Origin of the sequence: Stappia sp. 28M-7 (assembly GCF_014252955.1) — a bacterium.
Taxonomy (GTDB): domain Bacteria; phylum Pseudomonadota; class Alphaproteobacteria; order Rhizobiales; family Stappiaceae; genus Stappia.
Map to the genome: position 1 here is coordinate 2208025 of NZ_JACMIA010000001.1, position 23289 is coordinate 2231313.

At 63.5% G+C, this 23289-nt stretch carries 22 protein-coding genes; 6 read left to right on the top strand and 16 right to left on the bottom strand.

All coding sequences use genetic code 11. The features are described from left to right. Nucleotides 1-6 precede the first annotated feature (6 nt). The 10 genes from parC to rpoZ all read right to left on the bottom strand — a co-directional run bounded on the left by parC (nucleotide 7) and on the right by rpoZ (nucleotide 10787). Nucleotides 7-2256 (bottom strand): DNA topoisomerase IV subunit A, encoded by a 2250-nt coding sequence (parC, locus tag H7H34_RS09625; RefSeq protein WP_185925063.1) that lies wholly within the window; start codon nucleotides 2254-2256, stop codon nucleotides 7-9. A gap of 63 nt (nucleotides 2257-2319) precedes the next feature. Further along, complete coding sequence (recO, locus tag H7H34_RS09630) at nucleotides 2320-3102, bottom strand: DNA repair protein RecO (protein WP_185925064.1); 783 nt, start codon at nucleotides 3100-3102, stop codon at nucleotides 2320-2322. Nucleotides 3103-3237: 135 nt separating this feature from the next. Beyond that, nucleotides 3238-3804 carry a hypothetical protein gene (locus H7H34_RS09635; RefSeq protein ID WP_185925065.1) on the bottom strand — a complete coding sequence of 189 codons (567 nt, stop codon included), beginning with the start codon at nucleotides 3802-3804 and terminating at the stop codon, nucleotides 3238-3240. 66 nt (nucleotides 3805-3870) lie between these two features. Further along, entirely contained in the window at nucleotides 3871-4785 is a 915-nt protein-coding gene (gene era, locus H7H34_RS09640) for a GTPase Era (protein WP_185926492.1), read from the bottom strand. A 35-nt stretch (nucleotides 4786-4820) separates the two neighbouring features. Beyond that, the gene (gene rnc / locus H7H34_RS09645) at nucleotides 4821-5537 is read right to left on the bottom strand and encodes a ribonuclease III (protein WP_185925066.1); all 717 of its coding nucleotides are present in this window, start codon (nucleotides 5535-5537) and stop codon (nucleotides 4821-4823) included. 24 nt (nucleotides 5538-5561) lie between these two features. After that, on the bottom strand, nucleotides 5562-6314 hold the full coding sequence (lepB, locus tag H7H34_RS09650; RefSeq protein WP_067214747.1) for a signal peptidase I: 753 nt from the start codon (nucleotides 6312-6314) through the stop codon (nucleotides 5562-5564). Nucleotides 6315-6539: 225 nt separating this feature from the next. Continuing rightward, nucleotides 6540-7289, bottom strand: a complete 750-nt coding sequence (locus H7H34_RS09655; RefSeq protein ID WP_185925067.1) for a pyridoxine 5'-phosphate synthase — start codon at nucleotides 7287-7289, stop codon at nucleotides 6540-6542. Nucleotides 7290-7407: 118 nt separating this feature from the next. Then, nucleotides 7408-8001 carry a DUF2062 domain-containing protein gene (locus tag H7H34_RS09660; protein ID WP_120268081.1) on the bottom strand — a complete coding sequence of 198 codons (594 nt, stop codon included), beginning with the start codon at nucleotides 7999-8001 and terminating at the stop codon, nucleotides 7408-7410. A gap of 49 nt (nucleotides 8002-8050) precedes the next feature. Further along, nucleotides 8051-10264: a RelA/SpoT family protein gene (locus tag H7H34_RS09665; protein WP_120268080.1), complete on the bottom strand. Its 2214-nt coding sequence runs from the start codon at nucleotides 10262-10264 to the stop codon at nucleotides 8051-8053. A gap of 115 nt (nucleotides 10265-10379) precedes the next feature. Then, nucleotides 10380-10787 carry a DNA-directed RNA polymerase subunit omega gene (gene rpoZ / locus H7H34_RS09670; RefSeq protein WP_120268079.1) on the bottom strand — a complete coding sequence of 136 codons (408 nt, stop codon included), beginning with the start codon at nucleotides 10785-10787 and terminating at the stop codon, nucleotides 10380-10382. Between the two features lie 453 nt (nucleotides 10788-11240). On the opposite strand from rpoZ, the gene H7H34_RS09675 reads away from it, so the two are divergent. Together H7H34_RS09675 and H7H34_RS09680 are read left to right on the top strand one after the other, a co-directional pair. Then, nucleotides 11241-11834, top strand: a complete 594-nt coding sequence (locus tag H7H34_RS09675) for a LabA-like NYN domain-containing protein (RefSeq protein WP_120268078.1) — start codon at nucleotides 11241-11243, stop codon at nucleotides 11832-11834. 7 nt (nucleotides 11835-11841) lie between these two features. Beyond that, complete coding sequence (locus H7H34_RS09680; protein ID WP_371811375.1) at nucleotides 11842-12498, top strand: uracil-DNA glycosylase; 657 nt, start codon at nucleotides 11842-11844, stop codon at nucleotides 12496-12498. 10 nt (nucleotides 12499-12508) lie between these two features. Here H7H34_RS09680 and H7H34_RS09685 read toward each other — a convergent pair whose 3' ends face one another. The 5 genes from H7H34_RS09685 to H7H34_RS09705 all read right to left on the bottom strand — a co-directional run bounded on the left by H7H34_RS09685 (nucleotide 12509) and on the right by H7H34_RS09705 (nucleotide 17769). Then, nucleotides 12509-13279 carry an arginyltransferase gene (locus H7H34_RS09685; RefSeq protein WP_185925068.1) on the bottom strand — a complete coding sequence of 257 codons (771 nt, stop codon included), beginning with the start codon at nucleotides 13277-13279 and terminating at the stop codon, nucleotides 12509-12511. 25 nt (nucleotides 13280-13304) lie between these two features. After that, complete coding sequence (locus H7H34_RS09690) at nucleotides 13305-15140, bottom strand: SLC13 family permease (RefSeq protein ID WP_185925069.1); 1836 nt, start codon at nucleotides 15138-15140, stop codon at nucleotides 13305-13307. Nucleotides 15141-15300: 160 nt separating this feature from the next. Then, nucleotides 15301-15795 carry an RDD family protein gene (locus H7H34_RS09695; RefSeq protein WP_245165027.1) on the bottom strand — a complete coding sequence of 165 codons (495 nt, stop codon included), beginning with the start codon at nucleotides 15793-15795 and terminating at the stop codon, nucleotides 15301-15303. 87 nt (nucleotides 15796-15882) lie between these two features. After that, nucleotides 15883-17106 (bottom strand): threonine ammonia-lyase, encoded by a 1224-nt coding sequence (locus H7H34_RS09700; protein WP_185925071.1) that lies wholly within the window; start codon nucleotides 17104-17106, stop codon nucleotides 15883-15885. A gap of 42 nt (nucleotides 17107-17148) precedes the next feature. Beyond that, the gene (locus H7H34_RS09705; protein ID WP_185925072.1) at nucleotides 17149-17769 is read right to left on the bottom strand and encodes a LysE family translocator; all 621 of its coding nucleotides are present in this window, start codon (nucleotides 17767-17769) and stop codon (nucleotides 17149-17151) included. Nucleotides 17770-17870: 101 nt separating this feature from the next. On the opposite strand from H7H34_RS09705, the gene H7H34_RS09710 reads away from it, so the two are divergent. Further along, entirely contained in the window at nucleotides 17871-19265 is a 1395-nt protein-coding gene (locus H7H34_RS09710; RefSeq protein ID WP_185925073.1) for an aminotransferase-like domain-containing protein, read from the top strand. A 27-nt stretch (nucleotides 19266-19292) separates the two neighbouring features. On the opposite strand, the gene hemB is transcribed toward H7H34_RS09710, so the two are convergent. After that, on the bottom strand, nucleotides 19293-20261 hold the full coding sequence (hemB, locus tag H7H34_RS09715; protein ID WP_245165344.1) for a porphobilinogen synthase: 969 nt from the start codon (nucleotides 20259-20261) through the stop codon (nucleotides 19293-19295). 271 nt (nucleotides 20262-20532) lie between these two features. Between hemB and H7H34_RS09720 the strand changes: the two genes are divergently transcribed. The 3 genes from H7H34_RS09720 (at nucleotide 20533) to H7H34_RS09730 (ending at nucleotide 23280) form a co-directional block, all read left to right on the top strand. Continuing rightward, entirely contained in the window at nucleotides 20533-21672 is a 1140-nt protein-coding gene (locus tag H7H34_RS09720) for an isobutyryl-CoA dehydrogenase (RefSeq protein WP_185925075.1), read from the top strand. An 84-nt stretch (nucleotides 21673-21756) separates the two neighbouring features. Next, a complete protein-coding gene (locus H7H34_RS09725; RefSeq protein WP_185925076.1) occupies nucleotides 21757-22818 on the top strand; it encodes an enoyl-CoA hydratase/isomerase family protein in 1062 nt (353 codons plus the stop codon). A gap of 51 nt (nucleotides 22819-22869) precedes the next feature. Then, nucleotides 22870-23280: a DUF6163 family protein gene (locus H7H34_RS09730; RefSeq protein WP_120268069.1), complete on the top strand. Its 411-nt coding sequence runs from the start codon at nucleotides 22870-22872 to the stop codon at nucleotides 23278-23280. The last annotated feature ends 9 nt before the right edge of the window (nucleotides 23281-23289 follow it).

Sequence of the window (23289 nt, forward strand, 5' to 3'; positions counted from 1 at the left end):
GGCCCCTCAGAGCGTCCGGCGCCCGAACGTGTTGGTGCGCGGGAAACCGTTGGGCGGCAGGCGTCCGGCCTGGGCCCGGTCTCCGCGCCAGTCCGTCAGCTCTTCCATCTTGCGGTTGAAACTGCGTCCGGACGAGTCCACCCACGACAGGCCTTCCTCGGCCTTGAACACCGTCACGTCGGACACGCCGCCATCGCGGTAACGCTGCAGTCGCACGCCACGTCCGCGCGACATTTCCGCGACCTGCGCCAGCGGGAAGACGAGCAGCTTCCTGTTGCGCCCGATGATCGCCACCTGGTCGCCCTCGGCGGCAACGCAAAGCCGCGCCTCAACGGGCATCGTGACGTTGAGGACCTGCTTGCCCTTGCGCGTGTTGGCGATGACGTCGGCCTCGTTGACCACGAAGCCCCGCGCCTCGTCGGAGACGACGAGAAGCTTGCGGTCGCCGCGATAGACGAACACGTCGACGACGTCCTGGCCTTCCTCCATGTCGACCATCAGGCGGATCGGTTCGCCATGGCCACGCCCCCCCGGCAGCTTGTCGGCGCCGAGGGTGAAGAACTTGCCGCCGGTCGTGAAAACGAGAAGCTTGTCCGTGGTCTCCGCCAAGAGGTGCAGCTTCAGGCTGTCATCCTGCTTGAAGGACAGGGACGACAGGTCGCTCTGGTGCCCCTTGAGGGCGCGGATCCAGCCCTTCTGCGAGATGACGACGGTAATCGGCTCCTTCTCGATCATCGCCTGATGAATGTCCGTCAGGTCGTGTTCGGGGGCGTCGCCGAAGGTCGTGCGGCGCTTGCCGAGCGGCGTTTCGGGGCCATAGGCCTTGGCCATTTCGGCGATCTGTTTGCCGATCCTGGTCCACTGGCGGGCTTCCGATCCGAGCAGCGTCAGCAACTCGTCGCGCTCCGCCGTAAGCTTGTCGTGCTCCTTGCGGATCTCGATTTCCTCGAGCTTGCGCAGAGAGCGCAGGCGCATGTTGAGGATGGCTTCCGCCTGGACGTCCGACAGGTCGAATGTCGCCCTCAGCGAGGCTTTGGCATCGTCCTCCTCTCGGATGATGCGGATCACCTCGTCGAGGTTGAGATAGGCGATGAGATAGCCGCCTAGCACTTCCAGACGATGCTCGATCTGCGCCAAACGGTGCTGCGACCGGCGCACCAAGACGTCCTTGCGGTGATCGAGCCATTCCTGCAGGGCCTGCTTGATCCCCATGACCATGGGGATACGGCCGCCCGACAGGACGTTCATGTTGAGCGAGAAGCGGCTTTCCAGATCGGTCAGCTTGAACAGCGATTCCATCAGCAGCGCTGCATCGACGTTCTTGCTGCGCGGGACGAGGACAAGGCGGACATCCTCGGCGGACTCGTCGCGCACGTCGTCCAGAAGTGGCAGCTTACGGGCCTGCAGCAGCTCCGCGATCTTCTCGATGAGCCGCGACTTCTGGACCTGATAGGGGATCTCGATGACCACCACCTGCCAGGTGCCACGGCCGAGATCTTCGACCTCCCAGCGGGCGCGCACGCGAAAGCCGCCGCGGCCGGTCTCGTAGGCCTCCAGGTAGGCGGCATCGCTCTTGACCAGAATGCCGCCGGTCGGGAAGTCCGGCCCCTGCACGAACTGCAGCAGTTCCTCGGTCGAGGCGCTTGGTGTCTTGATCAGATGCTGCGCGGCAGCACATAGTTCGCCGATATTGTGCGGCGGAATGGAGGTCGCCATACCGACGGCAATGCCGGCCGCGCCATTGGCCAGCAGGTTGGGAAACCCACCCGGCAGGACAATGGGTTCCTTGTCGAGCCCGTCATAGGTTTCGCGGAAGTCGACCGCGTCCTCGTCCAGCCCGTCGAGGGTGCGCACGGCGATGTCGGTGAGGCGCGCTTCGGTGTAGCGCATGGCCGCCGCGCTATCGCCGTCGATATTGCCGAAGTTGCCCTGGCCGTCGACCATCGGATAGCGAACGGCAAAATCCTGAGCCAGGCGGACCAGCGCGTCGTAGATCGCCTGGTCGCCATGCGGGTGGTATTTACCCATCACGTCGCCGACGACGCGGGCGCACTTCTTGAAGCCCGCATTCGGATCGAGCTTGAGCAGCCGCATCGCGTAGAGAAGCCGGCGGTGGACCGGCTTCAGCCCGTCACGCACATCCGGCAGCGCACGATGGGTGATGGTCGACAGCGCGTAGGAGAGGTAGCGCTCCTCGAGCGCCGAGCGAAGGTCGACAGGCTCGATGCCACCTGGCGGAATCAGGTCTTTTCCCATGTCTCATTCGCTACAGGCATTCGCCGCCCGAAGCAATGCGCGAGGCGCCGCCGATGGCGGTTTTCAGCCGCTTTCCGCCTCTTGAAGGTGGCGCCGGATCGCCTCCACGAACCCATCTCGCGCCGGCGACATCTGAAGCAGGCGCGGGGCGAGAACATGCCGGTCGAGAAAGTAGCCGGTGAGGCGGAAGGCGTCCTCCAGCGCCTTTCGATCCGGAAGCCGGCCTGCAAGCTCGGAAGGCATACTGTCCACGCGCGAGGGGGAGGCTTCTGGTGCAAGAAATGGCGGCAGGGGCAGCAGGCGAGGGGCGTAAGGCTGTCCCGCCTCGCGGCAGACCGCGCGCCCGGATTTCGGCGACACGTAGATCAGGTCATCAATGCGTCCCGTCGCGGCGCATTCCGTTAGGTCCAGTCCGAAGCCGAGCTCGGCTAGGACCTGCAGCTCGAAATGCACCATCAGCGCGCCGGCGACCAGCGGCTCGTGCAGATGGGCGATGATCGCCTCGAGCCCGTCGTGAAGTTGCGGATGCGGATCGCGCTCGGGAAGGAAGTGCAGCAGGGCCGCCAGCGCCTGGATGCCGTAGACGCCGGTCGAACTGGTCATCAACTGGGCGGCGCGCAGCTCCAGCGGCTCGATGGCATAGAGGCCGAGGTGATCGTCGAGACGCGCCCGCCAGACGAGGCCGACGCGGTTTCCGGGCTGTAGCGCCGCCTGCATGCGCCGGCTGCGCCCGCCGCGCACGAGGCCCAGATGTCGGCCGCGCTCGCGCGTCATCGCCTCGAGGATCAGGCTGCTCTCGCCGTGTTTCCTCGTCGCCAGGATGATGCCGTCAGCGCTCCATTCCATCTCTGTTGCGGTTCTCGTTGCCGGGGGGGCAGGGACAGGAGAAAGGACTACCCGAGACAAACGGGTGATGCAAAGGGTGCAAAACCGGCAGGGCCGCGAGCGATGCCGGCAGGTAGAGGGTATTTCTCGGGGTTCTTACTTCTCGTGGGGCAGTTTCATGAACGTATATGCACGCATCATCACGTCCATATCATGCCTCTCTTTCTCACTGCCGAAAAATGCCAAACGAACAAATCCGAGCCAGCCGCCCGCCATCATCCATGAAAGAAGAGCAGCAAATCCATAGATAATTAGACGGGACGTCTCCGGATCTCGATCCCATGACATGTAACCCGTGGTATCAAGCTCGTGTATGCACGAAAGTGAAAAGAGGTGAAATATTATTGATGTGATGACGAGTATAATCTCAAACCTGAACGGCATAATGAATACGCCCGCAGGCCGAAGAAATCGGCTTGTAAATAGTGTGATCCAACAAATGGCCGTGATTGCGATGCTCGTGCAGAAAAAGAATTTCAGCGTGGAAGTATCTGTGTTTCCAAGGAGTCTTTTTGAGGCTTTAGATGTCTGGTAAATCAATGCAAATATGGATTTACCTAGGAAAATATTCAATGTTAAATCAAATACAAAATGCAAGAGCATGTAATAAGATAAGATTTTTATGATCGTTGGCAGCGGACTCTTGGGGACTTGCGGTTCCATAAGCTGCTCTTTTGCGAGCTCTGAAGAGGCGTAAACTCCAGAGGCTCGCGATAAGGTTCGTATGCTTTACCGGGGGAACTCCAGGCCCATTTCGCGGTAGCGCTCGGGGTCATCCGACCAGTTCTCGCGTACCTTGACGAAAAGGAACAGGTGGACCGGGCAGCCCGCGGCCTCGGCGATCTCGCCCCGCGCTGCCTGTGAAATCGCCTTGATGGTGCGTCCGCCCTGGCCGAGCACGATCATCTTCTGGCTGTCGCGCTCGACATAGATCGTCTGTTCGATGCGGACCGATCCATCCTTGCGTTGCTGCCACGCTTCGGTTTCCACCGTCGACATGTAGGGCAGTTCCTGGTGCAGGCGCAGGAACAGCTTTTCTCGGGTGATCTCGGCCGCCAGCATCCGCATCGGCAGGTCCGACGCCTGGTCCTCGGGATAGAGCCAGGGTCCCGGCGGAACGCGCTCGGCCAGATCCTCCATCAGGTCGTCGAGGCCCGATCCCGTCACGGCCGATACCATGAAGGTCTTGTCGAACTGGACGATCTCGTTGGCCTTCTGCGCGAGCGCCAGCAGTTTCTCGCGCCTGGTGACGTCGACCTTGTTGAGGATCAGGAGCTTCGGCAGCTTCACGTCCGCAAGCCGCTCCAGGATGCTGGTGACCTGATCGTCGATGCCTTTGCGCGCATCGATCAGCAGGGCGACCACATCGGCCTCGCGCGCGCCGCCCCAGGCCGTGTCGACCATGGCGCGTTCCAGTCGGCGCTTCGGGCGGAAAATGCCCGGCGTGTCGACGAAGATCACCTGCGAAGCCTCGTGCATGGCGATGCCGCGCACGAGGGCGCGCGTGGTCTGGACCTTGTGGGTCACAATGGAGACCTTCACGCCGACAAGGGCGTTGAGCAGGGTCGACTTGCCGGCATTCGGTGCCCCGATCAGCGCGACGAAACCGGCCCTGGTGGCGGTTTCGTTCGTCTCGGGGGGCATGCCGGTGCCCTCGGTCGGGGCCTGGTCGCTGGTGCTCACTTGATATCCGTCTCCGTCCAGACGCCTTCCCGCAGGAGAGCCGTCTCTGCCGCCCGCTGTTCCGCGAGCCGTTTCGATCCGCCGGTGCCTGTTGCCGGCTGGTATCCGTCGATCTCCACCTGAACGGTGAAGCTGGGCGCATGGTCTGGACCACTGCGCTCCGTCATGATGTAGCGCGGGGCGGCCTTGCCGCGACCTTGCGCCCATTCCTGCAGCATGGTCTTGGCATCGCGCAGCGGGCCATTGTAGCCGGTCATGCGCGGTCCCCAGTGCTCCTCGATCAGAGTTTGCGCCGCCTCGAGGCCGCCGTCCAGATAAACGGCCGCAATGACCGCCTCGCAGACGTCGGCAAGGATCGCCATCTTGCGTTTGCCGCCGGTCTGCGCCTCGCTTTCGCCGAGGCGGATCGCATCGCCGAGCTTCAGGTCCCTGGCGACTTCCGCGCAGGTTTCCTTGCGCACCAGCTGGTTCAGCCGTCGGGCCAGTTCGCCTTCCTCGGCCTTGGGGAAGCTCCGGTGCAGCATGGTGGCGACGGCAAGCCCGAGCACCCGATCGCCGAGGAACTCCAGCCGCTGATAGCTGGTGGCCGGCCCGCTGCGCGCGGTGGCGCTGCCATGGGTGAGGGCGCGCGTCAGGAGCTCGCTGTTACGAAAATCATGGCCGAGGCGCCTCTGCAGTTGCGCCTCGGCCTTTTTCTGGACATCGGAGGTCATGTTCGGATCTCTAGGCCACCTGGCTCAAAGCAGCTTGAACAGCCGGCTGCCGCGAACGGTCCAGGGCCACTTCCAGAACATCCAGGCGGAGGCGTCTTCGTCGACCGAGAAGAACAGCATCTCGGCACGGCCGACGAAATTCTCGAACGGAACGTAGCCGACCGCGGACAGGACGCGGCTGTCGGTCGAGTTGTCGCGGTTGTCGCCCATCATGAAATAGTGTCCCGGCGGGACCTTGTAGACGCCGGTATTGTCCCAGGTGCCCCGGGGCGTCAGGTCGAGCGTGTCATAGGATACGCCGTTCGGCAGCGTCTCGCGGAAACGCGGCACGCGCCGCACGTTGCCGAATTGGTCGGTCGTGATGAAGTCGTCGATCTGCGTGCGCTCGACTGCCGTGCCGTTGATGTGCAGCACGCCGTCGATCATCTGGATTTCATCGCCCGGCAGGCCGATCACCCGCTTGATGTAGTCGACGGACGTGTCTTTCGGCAGCTTGAAGACGGCAACGTCGCCGCGCTCAGGCTCGGCCGCCCAGATGCGGCCCTCAATCGGAACGAGCCCGTAGGGAAACGAATATTGCGAATAGCCGTAGCTGTATTTGGACACGAACAGGTAGTCGCCGACCAGCAACGTATCCATCATCGAGCCGGAGGGGATATTGAACGGCTGGAACAGCAGCGTCCGCACCACCAGGGCCAGCAGAAGCGCCTGTACAAGCACCTTCACTGTCTCGTAAAGGCCGCCTTCCTTGCTCTTGTTTTCGTCGGACACGCTCATTTTTTCCTTCGTGACGGTCACTGTCCGGTGCCGGCCTGCCGGCTGCAGCACTTTTGGCATGCAATCTCGCCCGAGTCGGGCTTCCGCTGAAGACCGTCCAGGTTCGAGGAGAGGATTCCGCCTTGTCTCCAAGGCTTGTACCGGCTCGCCCGAATTGACGCAATGCAAAGGCATTCGTGTTGCGGAGCGATGAACGCGGCGCGAACAAGCCGCGCCGGTTGCGGGTCAGTCGCCTCTTGCCTTGTCCATCAGGCGGCGCATCTCGCCGATCGCGGCCTCCAGCCCGATGAAGATTGCTTCCCCGACCAGAAAGTGACCGATGTTGAGTTCGGCAATCTGCGGGATGGCGGCGACGCCTTCGACCGTGTCGAAGGCAAGGCCATGGCCGGCATGAACCTCAAGGCCGATCGATGTGCCGTGCTGCGCCGCCTCGCGGATGCGCACGAGCTCACGTGCAGCGCCCTCCGCATCGCCGTCATTGTGCAGGTCGCAGTACCGGCCGGTATGCAGTTCCACCACAGGTGCGCCCAGTGAGGCGGCAGCATCCAGCTGTGCCTTGTCTGCTTCGATGAACAGCGACACGCGCGTACCTTTGTCGCGAAGTGCGGCAATGATTGGCTTAAGATGGTCATGCTGACCGCGGGCATCGAGCCCACCTTCCGTCGTGCGCTCCTCGCGCTTTTCCGGCACGATGCACGCGGCATGCGGGCGCGCTTCGAGGGCGATCTTCAGCATCTCGTCGGTGGCCGCCATCTCGAAGTTGAGCGGCAGGTCGATCTCGTGGCTGAGCCGGGCGATGTCGTGGTCGGAGATATGGCGGCGATCCTCGCGCAAATGCGCGGTGATGCCGTCCGCACCGGCCTTGGCCGCAAGATGTGCTGCACGAATGGGGTCGGGGAAGCGGCCGCCGCGGGCGTTGCGGATCGTTGCGACGTGATCGATGTTCACGCCAAGACGCAGGCGCTTACTGGTCATGAAGAGCTCCCGGGAAGACCGGCTGGGAGAGCCGGAGGAAGGCGATGGAGCGCCACTATGTGGCTTCGACGTCCAGCCTTCAACGGTAAACCGTCATGCGATGGCGGGCTTGCAAGCCTCACGCGTCGGCGTCGCGAGCAGCCCCCTTTACGGCGCCGGGGAGTTTGCGGGAGGAAAGCTTCTGGCGGCGCGTGCGCTGGTAGGCGCGGACGCTGTAGAACACCAGAAAATAGAAGAATGTCGCCGTGAGCAGGCCGAGGGGGACAGCTCCCACCAGCATCGGCTTGATCAGGGGCAGAAGCGTGTCGAGCGACTTTTCCAGGAAGCCACCGTCCAGATGCTTGTCGATGGCCCGATGGTCGAGCTCCTTTGCCTCGCCGTAGATGATCATGGACCCGACCTTGTAGGTCGAGGCCCAGATGAACGGAAAGGTCAGCGGATTTCCGACCACGGTGCCGAGCGCTGCCGCCACCATGTTGCCGCCGACGATGAAGGCGATGACAAAGCTGAGCAGGAAGTGAAGACCGATGAAAGGCGTGATCGAGGCGAAAGCGCCGGCGGCAAATCCCATGGCAATCGCGTGCGGGCTCGCAGTCAGCCGCAGCACCCGCTTTGAGAAGTAGCGGGCAGAGCGCGCAAAACTGTGGCGAGGCCACACGGCAACGCGCAAACGCTCGAGATGGGTCGGCTTGTCACGGCGTTTGAAAAGCATGCCTGGTCTTCAATTCCTTCTGTCTGCCCGTCGGCAAGGGTGGAGCAGGTCAACCGATCTCGCGCGTCACGCTGGACACATTCGCCTGTGTCCTGAGCTGATTCATGATGCGGTTCAGATGCTTCAAATCCCATACCTCAAGATCGATAAGGATTTCGTGAAAATCAGCAGCCCGCCGCAGCATTTTCAGATTGTCGATATTGCCACCCAGCTCCGCGATGGCCGCGGCAATGGTGGCAAGTGAACCTGGCTCATTCAGCGCCGACACATTGATCCGGGCCGGGAAGCGCTCGCGCTTGTCTCCGGCCATGTCCCAGCGGACATCCAGCCAGCGGTCCGTCTCGTCCTCGAACGCCTGCAGGGCAGGCGACTGTATCGGATATATGGTGACGCCGACGCCGGGTGTAAGGATGCCGACGATGCGATCTCCCGGCACCGCGCCGCCGTCGGGCGCGAAGGAGACGGGAAGGTCCCCGGACAGGCCACGAATGGGGAGCGGGCTGGCGCCGTTTCGCGTCTCTTCTCCATCCGGAATGCGGAACTTCATGCCGCTGCCGGCTTCCAGGTCGAACCAGCCGGGCTCGCCCGCCTGAAGCTGGTTGGGCAGGCGGTCGTCCTGATAGTCCGGATGCAGGGCCGAGACGATCTCGTGGGCGCGAATTTCTCCGCGGCCGACCGCGGCCAGCAGGTCTGCAAGGCTGCCATACCCCAACGACGGCAGGGCCCCTTCGAGCCGCTCCTCGCTGAAGGCATGTCCGGCGCGGCGGAAAGCCCGTTCCAGAATATGCTGGCCAAGCGAGCCGTATTGCTGGCGGGCGTTCTCGCGTGTGGCGCGGCGAATGGCCGCGCGCGCCTTGCCGGTGACCGCGATCGTTTCCCAGGCCGGAGGCGGGGTCTGCGCCTGGCTGCGGATAATGTCGACTTCGTCGCCGTTCCGAAGCTCGGTAACCAGCGGCATGATCTGGCCGTTGACCTTGGCGCCGACGCAGGTGTTGCCGATGTCCGTGTGAACCGCATAGGCGAAATCGATGGGCGTTGCGCCGCGGGGCAGGGCGATCAGCCTGCCCTTGGGAGTGAAGCAGAACACCTGATCATGGAAGAGTTCGAGCTTGGTGTTCTCCAGGAACTCTTCCGGCGTGTCGCCCTGCGACAGAAGCTCGATGGTGCGGCGCAGCCACTCGTAAGCGCGGCTTTCGTCGTTGAGCTTGTTGATGTTTCGTCCGCCGAGTTCGCCATCCTTGTAGAGCGCATGTGCGGCGATGCCGTACTCGGCGACGCGGTCCATCGCCGTGGTGCGGATCTGCAGTTCCACGCGCTGGCGGCTCGGGCCGACGACCGTCGTGTGGATCGAGCGGTAGTCGTTCTGCTTGGGCGTCGACAGATAGTCCTTGAAGCGGCCGGGCACGGCCGGCCAGGTCGTGTGCACGACACCCAGGACCCGGTAACAGGCCTCCACGGTCCCGACGACGACGCGGAAGCCGTAGATGTCGGAGAGCTGCTCGAAGGCTATCGACTTCGACTGCATCTTGCGGAAGATCGAATAGGGCCGCTTCTCGCGTCCCTTGACTAGAGCAGCGATCCCGCGCTCCTCTAGCCGCGACATCAGGTCGTGCTCGATGTCGGTGATCAGGCTCTTGTTCTTCTCGCGCAGCGCCGTCAGCCGGTCCGTGATTGTCGCGAACGCATCCGGGTTGAGTGTCCTGAAGGCGATGTCCTCCAGCTCCTCCCGCATGTCGTGCATGCCCATGCGCCCGGCGAGCGGCGCATAGATTTCCATCGTCTCTTCGGCGATCCGCCCGCGCTTGTGCTCCGGCATGTGATGGAGCGTGCGCATGTTGTGCAGGCGGTCCGCAAGCTTCACCAGCAGGACCCGCACATCATCGGCGATGGCGAGCAGCAGCTTGCGGAAGTTCTCCGCCTGCTTGGCTTTCTTGGAGGCCAGATCGAGACGTTTGATCTTGGTGAGACCGTCGACGAGCTTGCCGATTTCCGGGCCGAACAACCGGTCGATCTCGTCGCGGGTTGCCGTCGTGTCCTCGATCGTGTCGTGGAGCAGGGCAACGGCAACGGTCGCGTCATCGAGCCGCAGATCGGTCAGGATCGCGGCCACTTCGAGAGGGTGGGAAAAGTAGGGGTCACCCGAGGCGCGCTTCTGGCTGCCATGCTTCTGCATGGCATAGACATAGGCCTTGTTGAGCAGCGCCTCGTCGGCGTTCGGATTGTACCGCTGGACTTTCTCGACCAGCTCGTATTGCCGCATCATTGCGGAAACGCCTCACACATCGGTGCGGCCGGCCAGTGCCGCTGTCCCAGGGGACGCCGCGACAGGACGACCGCACGACGTCGTGCGGCGGCCGGGTGCCGCCGGACGTCTCCGTTCAGATATCGTCCTTGCGCTCCGGCGGAACAAGGCCTTCGAGGCCGCGCAGCAGGTCTTCTTCGGACATGCGGTCGAATTCGACCGAGCTGTCGTCCACCGCGTTGACCTCGGTGCCGCCCTGATTCTGCGAAGACGTGTTCGGAACCATCGGCACAGCATCGGCCTCCGGCTCGTCCACCTCCACATACTTCTGCAGCGAGTGGATCAGATCTTCCTTCAGATCTTCGGGGCTGACGGTCTGTTCGGCGACCTCGCGCAGCGCCACGACAGGGTTCTTGTCGTTGTCGCGATCGATGGTCAGCGGCGAACCGTTCGAGATCATCCGCGCCCGATGGCTCGCAAGCAGCACCAGTTCGAAGCGGTTCTCGACCTTGTCGATGCAGTCTTCGACTGTCACGCGTGCCATGGGTATGCTCCATTTAAACTGTTATCAGCAAGCGGCGATATGTACTGTGTTGCACCGCAAGACGCAAGCCTTGCGCGATGTCACGCTACAGTTTTGTTTTTTAATCACGTTTCTAATTTCGCCATGATTTCCTGTAGACTCCTTCGCGAAAGCTGCCAAAGCTCAGTTGCCGTTGCGTGGTAAAATGGTGTAGGTGGAAATACTCAAAGGCGGTCGTGTGTGCCGCCCAAAGCAAAAACAATGGGATGCTTGCAGGATTGCATCTCTTGGGCACGGAAACCGGATGGAAATCCGGCTTGTAGGTCGATCCGAAAACGGTGTGGAGTGATGCCTTAATCTCATAACGCGGTGGGCGAACCCGTGTTGAGAGGCAACTCTAGATATTTTCCCGGATGACGTTTTCTTTCCGGGGCCGTCGATCGTCCTGCATTGCAACGAAAGGTATTCTACGAAATGTTCGACCCGCGAGAGAAGGTGGCGTTGTTTATCGATGGCGCCAATTTGTATTCCACTGCGCGCAGTATCGGGTTTGATATCGACTACAAGATGCTTCTTCAGGAATTCCAGAAGACCGGATATCTCCTGAGAGCATATTATTATACCGCACTGATTGAAGATCAGGAATATTCGTCGATTCGCCCTTTGATCGACTGGCTTGATTACAACGGCTATAAGGTTGTGACCAAGCCGGTGAAGGAGTTTGTCGACTCGGCCGGCCGCCGCAAGATCAAGGGCAACATGGACATCGAACTGGCTGTCGATGCCATGGAGATCGTCGAGCATGTCGACCATATCGTGCTGTTCTCCGGCGATGGCGATTTCCGGCCGCTGGTCGAGGCACTGCAGCGCAAGGGACGCAAGGTCAGCGTCGTGTCCACCTTGCAGACCCAGCCGCCGATGATTGCCGATGACCTGCGGCGCCAGGCGGATCACTTCATCGATCTCGCCACGCTGACCAAGAAGGTCGGTCGCGATCCGGCGGAGCGCACGCCGCGTCCTGCTCCGCGTCGCAACGACGTGGAAGAAGACGAAGACGACGATTATTGAGAGGCTGGTGAACGTGCTTCATCTGCCCAACCCGGCAAGAGATTGTCCGTCCTGTCCGCGGCTCGTGGCGTTTCGCGAGACCCACAGGGCGGTACAGCCGGACTGGTACAATGCACCTGTCCGGACATTCGCGGCTCCTGATCCGCGTCTTCTGATCGTCGGGCTGGCGCCGGGGCTGAGAGGGGCGAACCGTACGGGGCGCCCCTTTACCGGCGACTATGCCGGCGACCTGCTCTACGAGACGCTTGTCGATTTCGGCTTCGCGCGCGGCCAGTATGAAGCCCGTCCCGATGACAGTCTCGAACTGATCGATGCGGCCATCACCAATGCCGTGCGCTGCGTGCCGCCCGAGAACAAGCCGACTGGACCGGAAATCCGGACTTGTCTGCCTTATCTGACGCAGACGATCGAAACGCTGCCTTCGTTGGTCGCGGTGGTGGCTCTCGGCCGCATCGCCCACGATGCGACGCTGTCGGCCCTCGGAATGCGTCGCGCTGCCCATGCCTTCGGACACAATGTCCGGCATGAGCTGAGCCCGCACCTCACGCTTTTCGACAGCTATCACTGTTCCCGGTACAACACGAACACGGGCAGACTGACGCGGGAAATGTTCCGCGATGTCTTCACCGCCGTGCGCGCCCACGTGGACGCCCGCGGATCCTGACGGGCGCCCGTCAGTCGGCCGGATCGTCGTCGGGGGAAGATGCGGGAAACCAGCCGCGCGGGCCCAGGTGGTCCTGCGGCTGGTAGCGGGCTTTGTAGTCCATCTTCGGCGAGCCCTTCACCCAGTATCCCAGATAGACGTAAGGCAGCCCGAGCGCCCGGGCCCGCTCGATGTGATCGAGAATGAGGTGGGTGCCGAGACTGCGGCTCTGCGCTTCCGGGTCGAAGAAGGAATAGACCATCGACAGGCCATCGCTCAGCCGGTCGGTCAGCGCTACGGCGAGCAACGGCCCCGTGCCACGGCCGTTGAGGAACGTGTCGGGGCCGCGCTTTCGATACTCCACCAGCATGGTCTCGACATGCGTGTCCTCGATCATCATCGCGTAATCGAGAACGGTCATGTCCGACATGCCGCCATTGGCATGGCGTGCATCAAGATAGCGGCGGAAGAGATCGTATTGCTGGGAGGAGGGCGCGGGCTCGCTGGTCGAGCCGACGATATCGGCATTGCGCTTCCACAGACGGCGGAACGAGCGGGTCCAGCGAAAATCGTCGACCCGCACCCGGATCGAGATGCAGGCGCGGCAATTCTCGCAGGCTGGCCGATAGGCGATATTCTGGCTCCGCCGGAACCCGCCCTGCGTCAGAACGTCATTCAGCACCTGCGCCCGCGATCCCACAAGATGCGTGAAGACCTTCCGTTCCTGCTTGCCGGGCAGGTAGGGACAGGGCGAGGGCGCCGTCAGATAGAATTGCGGTGTGTCGGTCGGATGTCGCGTCAAGTGCGTCCTTCCCGCTCAGCGCGTCTCAGAGCATCGAGAATCCATAATATATGGGCGCGACAAAAGTGAAAGTCAGCCATAGGAGCAAGGCGAGTGGCGTTCCCGCGACGATGAAGTCCGAAAACCGGTAGTGGCCGGGCCCCATCACGATCAGGTTTGTCTGGTAACCGATCGGCGTTGCAAAGGAACAGTTCGCGGCGAAGATCACGCAGGTCACGAAGGCTTCCACCGGCATGCCGCTCTGAACCGCCATGTTCACGGCAATCGGCGTAAACAGGACGGCGGTCGCGTTGTTCGACAGCACGTTGGTCAGCAGCATCACGAGCAGGAAGAGTGCCGACAGCATGATCATCGGTGGCTGGCCGTCCAGCACCATGACGAGAAGATCGGCGATGGTCTTGGCTCCGCCGGTGACCTCGAGCGAGGTCGCCGCGGCAATCGATGCGCCGATCAGCATGAAGATCCGGCTGTCGACGGCGCGCAACGCCTGCCGCACGTTGAGGCAGCCGGACATCACCATTGCGAAGGTCGCCGCGATCGACGCGGTAACGATCGGAACGATGCCGGCGGCGCTCACGATCACCATGATGGCAAAGATCGCCAGCGCTCTCGGCGCCAGGCGTCGTGGCGGCAGCTCCGCCGCCGACCAGTCGAGCAGGAGAACGTCGCGGTTCGTCCGCAGCTTCTGGATGGAGGTGGACTGACCCGCCACCAGCAGCACGTCGCCGGGCTCAAGGCGGATCTCTGTCATCGCCATGCGCGGCATGCGGGAGCGCCGCTGCACGCCCATCACCACGCAATCCGTCTCGCTGTGAAAGCCGCTTTGGGCAATCGTGCGGCCGGACAGGCGCGAGGCGGGTGCAACCACCACCTCTGCCAGGGTGAGCGAGCGCTGCGGCGCGGATGTCTCGATGTCCGAGGGCTCGTCGCTTTCCGTCGCCATTAACGGGCGGCGCTGCGACAGGGCGGTTGTGAGGGCGTTGCGAGTGGCGGCGACGATCACGGTGTCGCCGGGCATCAAGGTGACATTCTCGAATGGCGGCAGGATCGGGCGTTCGCCGCGCTGCACCAGGCGTACGGTCATATCCTTGAGGGCCGGGAACAGGCCGGCGACAGAGGTGACGCCCTCGAGCGGATGTCCGGCGGTGATGCTGATCTGCGCAATGAACTGCTTGCCGGACGAGACCTGCATTTCCTCGGCCATGGAGCGGCGGGGCTTCAGCAGGAACGGCATGACGAACAGCACGTAGAGAATGCCGACGCTCGCCAGGATGACGCCGATGCCGGTGAAGCTGAAGAAGCCGAGCCGGACGTCGCTCGTACGGGCGGCGACATCGGCTACCAAGAGGTTCGTGGACGAACCGATCAGCGTCGTCATGCCGCCGAGAATGGCGATGAAGGAGAGCGGCATCAGCAGGCGGCCGGCCGGCTTGCCTTGGGCTGCCGCGACTGCCGACAGGATGGGCAGGAACATCACCACGACGGGGGTATTGTTCAGGAAGCCGCTGATCACCGCCACGGCGATCAGGATCGGCATGGCTGCCAGCACCGGCCGCTTTCGCGTGGCGTCGACGATGATCTTGGCGGGCTTTTCCAGCGCGTCTGTCTGGAACAGGCCCTGGCCGACGATCAGCAGGCAGGTCACGGTGACGAGGGCAGGATTGGCGAAGCCCGAAAGCAGTTCGGACGCGCCGATCGTGACGGACGGGTCAGCCGGCTGGAAAAACGAGAAGATCAGCAGAAAGGCAACGACGGAGCCGAGCGCCACGACCTCCAGCGCGAGGCGTTCCATCGCATACAATACGACGGTGATCACGATCACCACGAAGGTCAGCAGCATCGCGGGATCGGCAAGCAGCATGCGTCGGGCCCATCTCCTCGGTCGGGACGCGCACGGGCGCGTGCGGCGCAGCGTGCGCCATGTGCTTTTTTAACGGGCCGAGGGGCTTAAGCAAAGCGGCAAAGGGGTCATCCACCGCTCGTCGCCTGAAATGGTTTTGCTTGCGGGCAGGAAATTCCGGTCAATCCGTTGCGCGTCCGCGGTTCACGACCGCGACCCCGAGAACGATGTCGTGCAGCAGGCGCTTCTCCGCATTGAAGAAGCTGACCAGAAGAACGAGCGGCGTCAGAAGACTGACGGAGAACCAGAAAAACAACGCGTGGATGGCCGCGATCAGGATATCCGGCCTGCGGCCGTCCAGCATCCGCATCGTCAGCCCCATGGCGCGCATGCCGGGAGTTGCGCTGTGCGGCCCGCCCAGGGTGAAGCCCACATAGGCGAGGGCCACTCCAGGGCCCAGAATAGGAAACAGCAGCCAGCCTAGGCCGAAGGTGAAGAGGCCGAGAAACAGCAGGAGCAGGCCGCCGGCCAGTGTCAGCGCGATGATGACCGCCGCGTCGATCAGAAAGGCGACGATCCGGTTGGTCCGCACGCTGTCGAACAGGCGCGGGTCGAGCCCGTGTGTGCTGCGTGCCTCGTTCATCTCGTCGCTGCCCTGTGCGTTCCGGTCCTGCATGCGCTCGTTGCTCCTTGCTGACATTGCAGGTGGTGACGATCACTGTCCATGTCAAATGCCGCAGGAAACGTGCCGAGCAACGCCGTGTCAGATGCGCGATTCTCCAAGATCGAGCGTGCGCACCGAGTGTCCGGCCTTTTCCAGTGCGGACAGGATCTTGCCCGCGTGGTCGGGGTCGTAGGTCTCCATCGTGACGTCCAGCGTCGTGCCCTTGGCCGGCACGTTGAGAAACAGCCGATGATGGGAGACCTCCAGGATGTTGCCGTCAAGCCGGCCGATAAGTGTGGAGATCTCGCCGAGGATGCCCGGCCGATCTGCGGTGGTGATGCGAATCGACAAGAGCCGTCCCTCGCGCGCGAGCTCGCGCACCATGATCGAGGAGAGCAGCCGAGGGTCGATATTGCCGCCGCACAGCACGAGGCCGACGCGTTTTCCCGTAAAGCGATCCGGATAGGCGAGGAGGGCGGCGAGGCCGGCAGCGCCCGCGCCCTCTGCCATCGTCTTCTGCCGGGTCAGATAGGCGTTGACCGCACGCTCCAGCGTGGCTTCGTCGACGAGAAGAATGTTGTCTACGGTCTCGCGAACGATCTCAAGCGTCAGGCGCCCGACATTCTTGACGGCGATGCCCTCGGCAAGGGTCGCCCCGCCGCAGGTGACGGCTTCTCCTCGCAAGGCCCCGATCATCGAAGGGTAAAGCGCTGCCTCGACCCCGACGATCTCAATGCCGGGTTTTCGCGCCTTCGCCGCGACCGCCATGCCGGAGATCAGTCCGCCGCCACCGACAGGAACAACGAGGCAGTCGAGGTCGGGCTGGTCGTCGAGCATTTCCAGCGCGATCGTTCCCTGGCCGGAAATGATCGCGGCATCGTCATAAGGATGGACCCAGACTAGGCCGTCTTCTTCGGCAAGGCGTTCGGCCTCGGCCTGCGCATCGGCCAGAACCTCGCCTGCCAGCACCACGCGCGCCCCATAGCTGCGTGTTGCGGCCACCTTCACGAAAGGGGTTGGCTCCGGCATCACGATGGTGGCGGGAATGCCGAGGCGGGCGGCGTGATAGGCGACGGCCTGTGCGTGATTGCCGGCCGACATGGCGATGACACCTCGCCTGCGTTCGCTCTCCGAGAGCGACGACAGCTTCACCAGGGCGCCGCGCTCCTTGAACGCATTGGTGACCTGCAGGTTCTCATATTTGACGAAGACCTCGGCGCCCGTCAGCTGGGACAGTTTCGGGGCGGGCAGGCACGGGGTCCGCATCACCGCCCCCTCGATAAGCGTTGCGGCCTGGGTGATCGTATCGAGGGAAACCTGCATCGGAAGGGCCTGGCACTGCGGAAAAGGTCCGCTCAACTGCCATCAAGCAGGGATCATTTGCAAGCTCAGGATGGTGGAGCCGACCATCAGTCCGGCCAGAGCGATGCGCAGGGCGTTGAGCAGTCTGGTGCCACCAGCATTGCTGCGTAGCCAGCTTCCGGCGAGCAGCCACAAGCCGTTCAGACAGCCGCCGAGGCACAGAAAGGTCAGCGATAGGACCAGCGCATCCGCGAAGTAGCGCTCTGCGGAGACGAACTGGCTGATGCCGGCGATCTGCATCGCATAGGCTTTCGGATTTAGTGGATGCACCCAGAAGCCGCGGCCGTAGCCGGGGATGCGGTCGACCTTGACGCCTCCGCGCACCGGGCTCCGGACGATCACCCAGGCGAGATAAAGGATGTACCCGAGGCACAGAAGCCGAAGGACCTCGAAGACCTCCGGAGCGCTCTTCAGCAGCGCGAAGAGCCCGGCGACGTTCAGCCAGTAGATGACCTGGAAACCAGACATCTGACCCAGCATGAACGGGACGGCAGGGCGCGCGCCGAAGGAGATGCCGTTCGCCATCAGGGCCATGTTCGCGGGGCCGGGAGAACCGACCATGGCGGAGACGAAAAGGGCAAGCAACCCGAACTGGGCAATCGGCATCAGGAGATCGGAGGGCATCTGGCAGCGACTTCATCAGGGCGACCGACGTGGCCGCGGATTGTGTTTCGCCAGCAGAATTGGCTTGAAACAATGCGTGTTACAATCGTAACATTGTTCTTGTGACAATATTGCCCGACATTCCCTCCGGCCTCGACGAACCGGTCACCGTGCGCTCGCTCGAGGCGCATCTGCGCTCGTGCGTCGAGCGCGGTGTTCTCGCCGCCGGTGACCGTCTTCCGCCGATCAGGGAAGCTGCGTGGAAGCTCGGTTGCGCGCCGGGGACCGTCGCGCGCGCCTATCGGGCACTGGAACTTGCCGGTCTCGCGCATGGAGAAGTGGGGCGCGGCACATTCATTACAGCCGGCGACCGAAAACTGGCCTTTCCCCAACCCGGCGCCGGGCTTGCCGGAGGGATCGCCGATCTGGCGGTCAACAGCTTCCTCATCGAGGATGCTTCGTCCCTCATCGGTGAAGCCCTGGCTGTGGCTCAGGCGGAGCTCGCCCGCGGCGAGATGCCTCTTGCCTATCTCACAGCCGGAGAGGACGGGGAAATCCGGGACATTGCGGCGCGCTTTGTCGGTCGGCAGGGTGGAGAGCTGAGTACCGACGGGATCGTCGTGACGGCGGGCACCCAGGCGGCGATTGCCTCCACCTTTCTGGCGCTGACCGAAAATGGCGGCGGGATCGCCTGCGACACGCTGACTTATCCGGGCGTAATCAGCGCGGCGAGCGCTGCCCGCGCGCGGCTCCATCCTGTGAGGATGGATGACGAGGGTATGGATCCGGAGGCGTTCGAGGCTCTGTGCCGGCGCTCCAACATCGCCTGCGTCTTTCTCATGCCGTCGACGCAGAATCCGACCGGACGACGGATGTCCGCTCGGCGCTGCGAGGAACTCGCCGAGGTCGCCGCACGCCATGGCGTGGTGGTGGTCGAGGACCGGATCTACGACTTTCTGGCGGAGGAGGGCATGCGCATCGGCGTGTCAGGCATTCTTCCCGACAGCACGGTCCTCGTTACCGGCCTTTCCAAATGCGTGGCTCCGATCCTGCGCGTCGGCTTCGTTGCGGCGCCGAGGCCGCTTGCCCGCCAGATCCTCGCGGTGGAGAACGCGCTCAGCCTGATGGTGTCGCCACTGCTGACGCGGGCCGCCGCCCATATCCTCTCCAATGACGGGTTCGAGACCCGGCTGGCGCGGATACGAGGGGGCATCGCGGCGCGTGCTGCAGTCGCGCACGAACTCTTCCCGCAGTTGAAGCCGGAGGCGCTGCGGGGCGGGCTTGCCTGGCTGAACCTTGAGGGTGGATGGACTGCCGACGCTTTTGCGGCAGAGGCGGAAGCGCTCGGCGTGCGTGTGGCGCCGGCGCGCTTCTTTGCGGTCGAGCCGCGCGGCGCACCGGAGGCGGTGCGCCTGTGTCTTGGCAGCGTTGCCGGCGAGGATGTCTATCGGCGGGCGCTGGAGGATCTTGCGAGCCTCATGGCGCGCCCGCCGCGCGGGCCTCAGATTTTACCCTGAGGCGCTTGGTGCCGGGGCGCAGCCGGGTCAGTCGAGACCCTTGAGCTTTCGCGCCGCGCGCGGAGCGAAATAGGTCAGCACGCCGTCCGCCCCGGCGCGCTTGAAGGCCATCAGGCTTTCCATCATGGCGCGCTCGCCATCGAGCCAGCCATTGCCGGCTGCGGCCATGATCATCGCGTATTCGCCGGACACCTGGTAGGCGAAGGTCGGACGCTCGAACGTGTCCTTCACCCGGCGGATGATGTCGAGATAGGGCAGGCCGGGCTTGACCATGATCATGTCTGCGCCTTCCTCTAGGTCCAGCGCGACCTCGTGCAGCGCTTCGTCGCTGTTGGCCGGGTCCATCTGGTAGGTGCGCTTGTCGCCGATCAGTGTCGTGTTGGTGCCGACCGCGTCGCGGAACGGACCGTAGAAGGCGGAAGCGTATTTCGCCGCGTAAGACATGATCTGGACGTCCCGATAGCCGGCGGCATCCAGACCGGCACGGATCGCGCCGATACGTCCGTCCATCATGTCGGACGGAGCAATGACGTCGGCCCCGGACTCGGCCTGCAGCAGCGCCTGTGCCACCAGCTGGGCCACCGTCTCGTCGTTCAGGATCGTCTCGCCCTTCATCAGGCCGTCATGGCCGTGGCTGGTATAGGGATCGAGCGCCACATCGGTGACGATGCCGATCGGCAGGCCGGTGTCCTTGATGGCGCGGCAGGCGCGGCAGATCAGGTTTTCCGGGTTGAGAGCTTCCGAACCGTCGGCATCGCGCAACGAGGGATCGGTGTTGGGGAAGAGTGCGATCGCCGGAATGCCGAGCTCGGCGGCTTCTTCTACCTGGCGGGCGATATTGTCGACGCTGTAGCGCATGACGCCGGGCATGGAAGCGACCGGCTGCTCGACGCCGGTTCCTTCGGTCAGGAACAGCGGCCAGATCAGATCGTCCACCGTCAGCGTGTTCTCGCGCACCATCCGGCGCGACCAGTCCGTGCGGCGGTTGCGGCGCATGCGACGCCCCCCGACGATGCTGTCGACATCGTGGGCCTTGGTGGTCGGGTTGGAGCGATGGTGAGCGGTCATCTGAACTTCCCTGCAGGGGTGTTGATCGGGTTGGTCGGACCCTACCACTGTGACGGTGCCAATCGGAAGCCTGCCGGAGGCTGCAACCCTTGGCCGGATTGACGCAGGCCCGGGGGCTGGATAATCCAGCAATCTACCGTCGGGAAGACCGGGGCTGTGCGGCCTCGTGCCGCGACACGGCTCTGGGAGGAGGCTGACAATGGATTTTGCGCTCGGGGAAGACCAGCGTGCGTTTCAGGATGTCGCTCGCCAGTTCGCGCGCGACGAGATGGAGCCTCACGCCAGGGAGTGGGACGAGAACTCGTTCTTTCCGGTGGAGACGCTCCGCAAGGCGGCCGAGCTCGGCTTTGGTGGGATCTATGTCGGCGACGACGTCGGCGGTTCGGGTCTCGGGCGGCTCGACGCGGCGGTGATCTTCGAGGAGCTGGCAGCCGGCTGCACCTCGACGGCGGCCTATATCTCGATCCACAATATGGCCGCCTGGATGATTGACCGCTTCGGCTCGCAGGAGCAGCGCGAGCGGTTCCTGCCCGATCTGTCCTCGATGGCGCGGTTCGCAAGCTACTGCCTGACGGAACCGGGATCAGGGTCGGATGCGGCGAGCCTGCGTACCCGCGCTACGCTTGACGGCGATCACTACGTTCTCAACGGCTCCAAGGCGTTCATCTCCGGCGGCGGCGCGTCGGACGTCTATGTGGTGATGGTGCGCACCGGCGGGGAGGGACCGAAGGGCATCTCCTGTCTCGTGGTCGAGAAGGACACGCCGGGCCTCAGCTTCGGCGCTCAGGAAATCAAGCTTGGCTGGAAGAGCCAGCCGACCGCCCAGGTGAACTTCTCCGATTGCCGGGTGCCGGTGGCGAACCGGATCGGCGAGGAAGGCGAGGGCTTCCGCATCGCCATGGCGGGCCTCGACGGCGGGCGCCTCAACATCGGCGCCTGCTCGCTCGGCGCGGCGCAGAGCTGTCTCGATCGCTCCATCGCCTATCTCAAGGAGCGCCGGCAGTTCGGCCGTCCGCTGGCCGAATTCCAGGCGCTGCAATTCCGTCTGGCGGACATGGCGACGGAGCTGGAGGCCGCTCGCCTGTTGCTCCACAAGGCCGCCACGCTGGTCGATGCGAAGACGCCGGATGCGACCCGGATGGCCGCAATGGCCAAGCGAATGGCGACCGATGTGGGCTTCTCCGTCGTCAACGAGGCGTTGCAATTGCATGGTGGTTACGGCTATCTGCGTGACTATCCGGTGGAGCGTTATCTGCGTGACGTCCGCGTGCATCAGATTCTGGAAGGTACCAACGAGATCATGCGTGTGATCATCGCCAGGGACCTTCTGAAGGATTGACGGGACGGCCGTATTCTTGCGCGCAATGTTCCTTCGCCGTTTGGAATAAGATGAGAGTTCTGGCGAATTTGTTGAGGATACTTGATGAGCGAACCCGAGATCCTGTTTGAGCGGATCGGCCGTGCCGGCGTTGTGACACTGAACCGTCCCAAGGCGCTCAATGCGCTGACGCGCGGCATGGTGCTGGAGATGATCGACCAGCTGGAGCGTTGGGCGACCGACGACGCCGTGCACCATGTGATCGTGCGCGGAGCGGGCGATCGCGCGTTTTGCGCCGGCGGCGACATCCGCAAGATCTACGATCAGGGAATGTCGGGCGATCCGACGCGGGCTGAGTTCTTCGGCGACGAGTACCGTCTCAACGTCCGCGTCAAGCGCTTCCCCAAGCCCTATATCGCCCTCATCGACGGGATCGTGATGGGCGGCGGCGTCGGCGTGTCCGTCCACGGCAGCCACCGCGTCGGCACGGAGCGCACCACTTTCGCCATGCCCGAAACCGGCATCGGTTTCTTTCCCGATGTCGGCGGCTCGTGGTTCCTGCCGCGCATGCCGCAGGAAAGCGGAATGATGGCGGCCCTTTCGGCCGGGCGGCTCAAGCAGGCGGACGCCCTGTGGTCCGGCATTCTGACCCATGGCATCGCCTCCGGCGACATGGAAGCTCTGGCCGGCGAGCTCACCGAAGCCGACGATATCGACGGCACGATTGCTCGCTATGCAGCCCGTCACGACGCTGGCGAGGCCCCGCTTGCCGCGCGTGCAGCCACGATTTCTGAGGTTTTCGGCCGAGGTTCTGTTGCCGAGATCCTGCAGGCGCTCGATGAGCTCGCCGCAAAGGCGGGCGACCCGAATGCCGCCTGGGCCGGGGACCTGGCGGCCGCAATTCGGTCCAAGTCGCCGACCAGCGTGATGCTTGCGTTCCAGCAGCTCCGCCGCGGTGCGACCCTCGACTTCGAGGAGTGCATGCGCCTCGAATACCGCATCGTCTGCCACATCCTCCAGGGCGCCGACTTCTACGAGGGCGTGCGCGCGGTGATTGTCGACAAGGACAATGCCCCGAAGTGGTCGCCGGCCGATCTGGCCGATGTGACCGAGGCGGACATTCTGGCGCATTTCGAGATGCCCGTCGGCGGCGATCTCGACGTGTGATGTGATCTGCCGGGCTCGCCAGGGCGAGCCGGCGGAGCGGAAAGGCTCGTCATGACCACGCTGTTTCTGGATTACCTGAAGAACAGGCCGGCCTGGTCTGTGACGCTCGTGTGGTACTTGCGGGCAATCGCCATCCTGTTGATCTTCAGCGGCCTCATTCACTGGGCGCGCATCGTCGGCATGTCCCCCTGGCGCGGCCAGTGGTTCTGGGAAATGCCCGTCGAATGGCAGGCGGCAACGGTCTTCTTCGGCGTTCTGGATCTGGTTGCGGCCATCGGCCTCTGGCTGACCGTGTCCTGGGGCACGGTGATGTGGCTGACCCGCGCTCTCACCCAGGTGGTGATGCACACGCTGTTTGCCGACATCTTCGGTCGGCGCCCCTACGAGATCGCCTTCTATCTGACGACCATCGCGATCTATCTCATCCTGCTCTACCTCAGCGAGAGAGAGCAGCGACGCTGATCGCGCAAG

Coding starts and splice junctions, on each gene's coding strand:
- hemB (WP_245165344.1), bottom strand. CDS start 20,261: ATGCGCCGCAACCGCCGCACGGACTGGTCGCGCCGGATGGTGCGCGAG.
- H7H34_RS09730 (WP_120268069.1), top strand. CDS start 22,870: ATGACCACGCTGTTTCTGGATTACCTGAAGAACAGGCCGGCCTGGTCT.
- H7H34_RS09675 (WP_120268078.1), top strand. CDS start 11,241: ATGTTCGACCCGCGAGAGAAGGTGGCGTTGTTTATCGATGGCGCCAAT.
- parC (WP_185925063.1), bottom strand. CDS start 2,256: ATGGGAAAAGACCTGATTCCGCCAGGTGGCATCGAGCCTGTCGACCTT.
- H7H34_RS09635 (WP_185925065.1), bottom strand. CDS start 3,804: ATGGAACCGCAAGTCCCCAAGAGTCCGCTGCCAACGATCATAAAAATC.
- lepB (WP_067214747.1), bottom strand. CDS start 6,314: ATGAGCGTGTCCGACGAAAACAAGAGCAAGGAAGGCGGCCTTTACGAG.
- H7H34_RS09705 (WP_185925072.1), bottom strand. CDS start 17,769: ATGCCCTCCGATCTCCTGATGCCGATTGCCCAGTTCGGGTTGCTTGCC.
- H7H34_RS09725 (WP_185925076.1), top strand. CDS start 21,757: ATGAGCGAACCCGAGATCCTGTTTGAGCGGATCGGCCGTGCCGGCGTT.
- rpoZ (WP_120268079.1), bottom strand. CDS start 10,787: ATGGCACGCGTGACAGTCGAAGACTGCATCGACAAGGTCGAGAACCGC.
- H7H34_RS09695 (WP_245165027.1), bottom strand. CDS start 15,795: ATGCAGGACCGGAACGCACAGGGCAGCGACGAGATGAACGAGGCACGC.
- H7H34_RS09690 (WP_185925069.1), bottom strand. CDS start 15,140: ATGCTGCTTGCCGATCCCGCGATGCTGCTGACCTTCGTGGTGATCGTG.
- H7H34_RS09660 (WP_120268081.1), bottom strand. CDS start 8,001: ATGCTTTTCAAACGCCGTGACAAGCCGACCCATCTCGAGCGTTTGCGC.
- H7H34_RS09700 (WP_185925071.1), bottom strand. CDS start 17,106: ATGCAGGTTTCCCTCGATACGATCACCCAGGCCGCAACGCTTATCGAG.
- H7H34_RS09655 (WP_185925067.1), bottom strand. CDS start 7,289: ATGACCAGTAAGCGCCTGCGTCTTGGCGTGAACATCGATCACGTCGCA.
- H7H34_RS09720 (WP_185925075.1), top strand. CDS start 20,533: ATGGATTTTGCGCTCGGGGAAGACCAGCGTGCGTTTCAGGATGTCGCT.
- rnc (WP_185925066.1), bottom strand. CDS start 5,537: ATGACCTCCGATGTCCAGAAAAAGGCCGAGGCGCAACTGCAGAGGCGC.
- recO (WP_185925064.1), bottom strand. CDS start 3,102: ATGGAATGGAGCGCTGACGGCATCATCCTGGCGACGAGGAAACACGGC.
- H7H34_RS09665 (WP_120268080.1), bottom strand. CDS start 10,264: ATGATGCGGCAATACGAGCTGGTCGAGAAAGTCCAGCGGTACAATCCG.
- era (WP_185926492.1), bottom strand. CDS start 4,785: ATGCCCCCCGAGACGAACGAAACCGCCACCAGGGCCGGTTTCGTCGCG.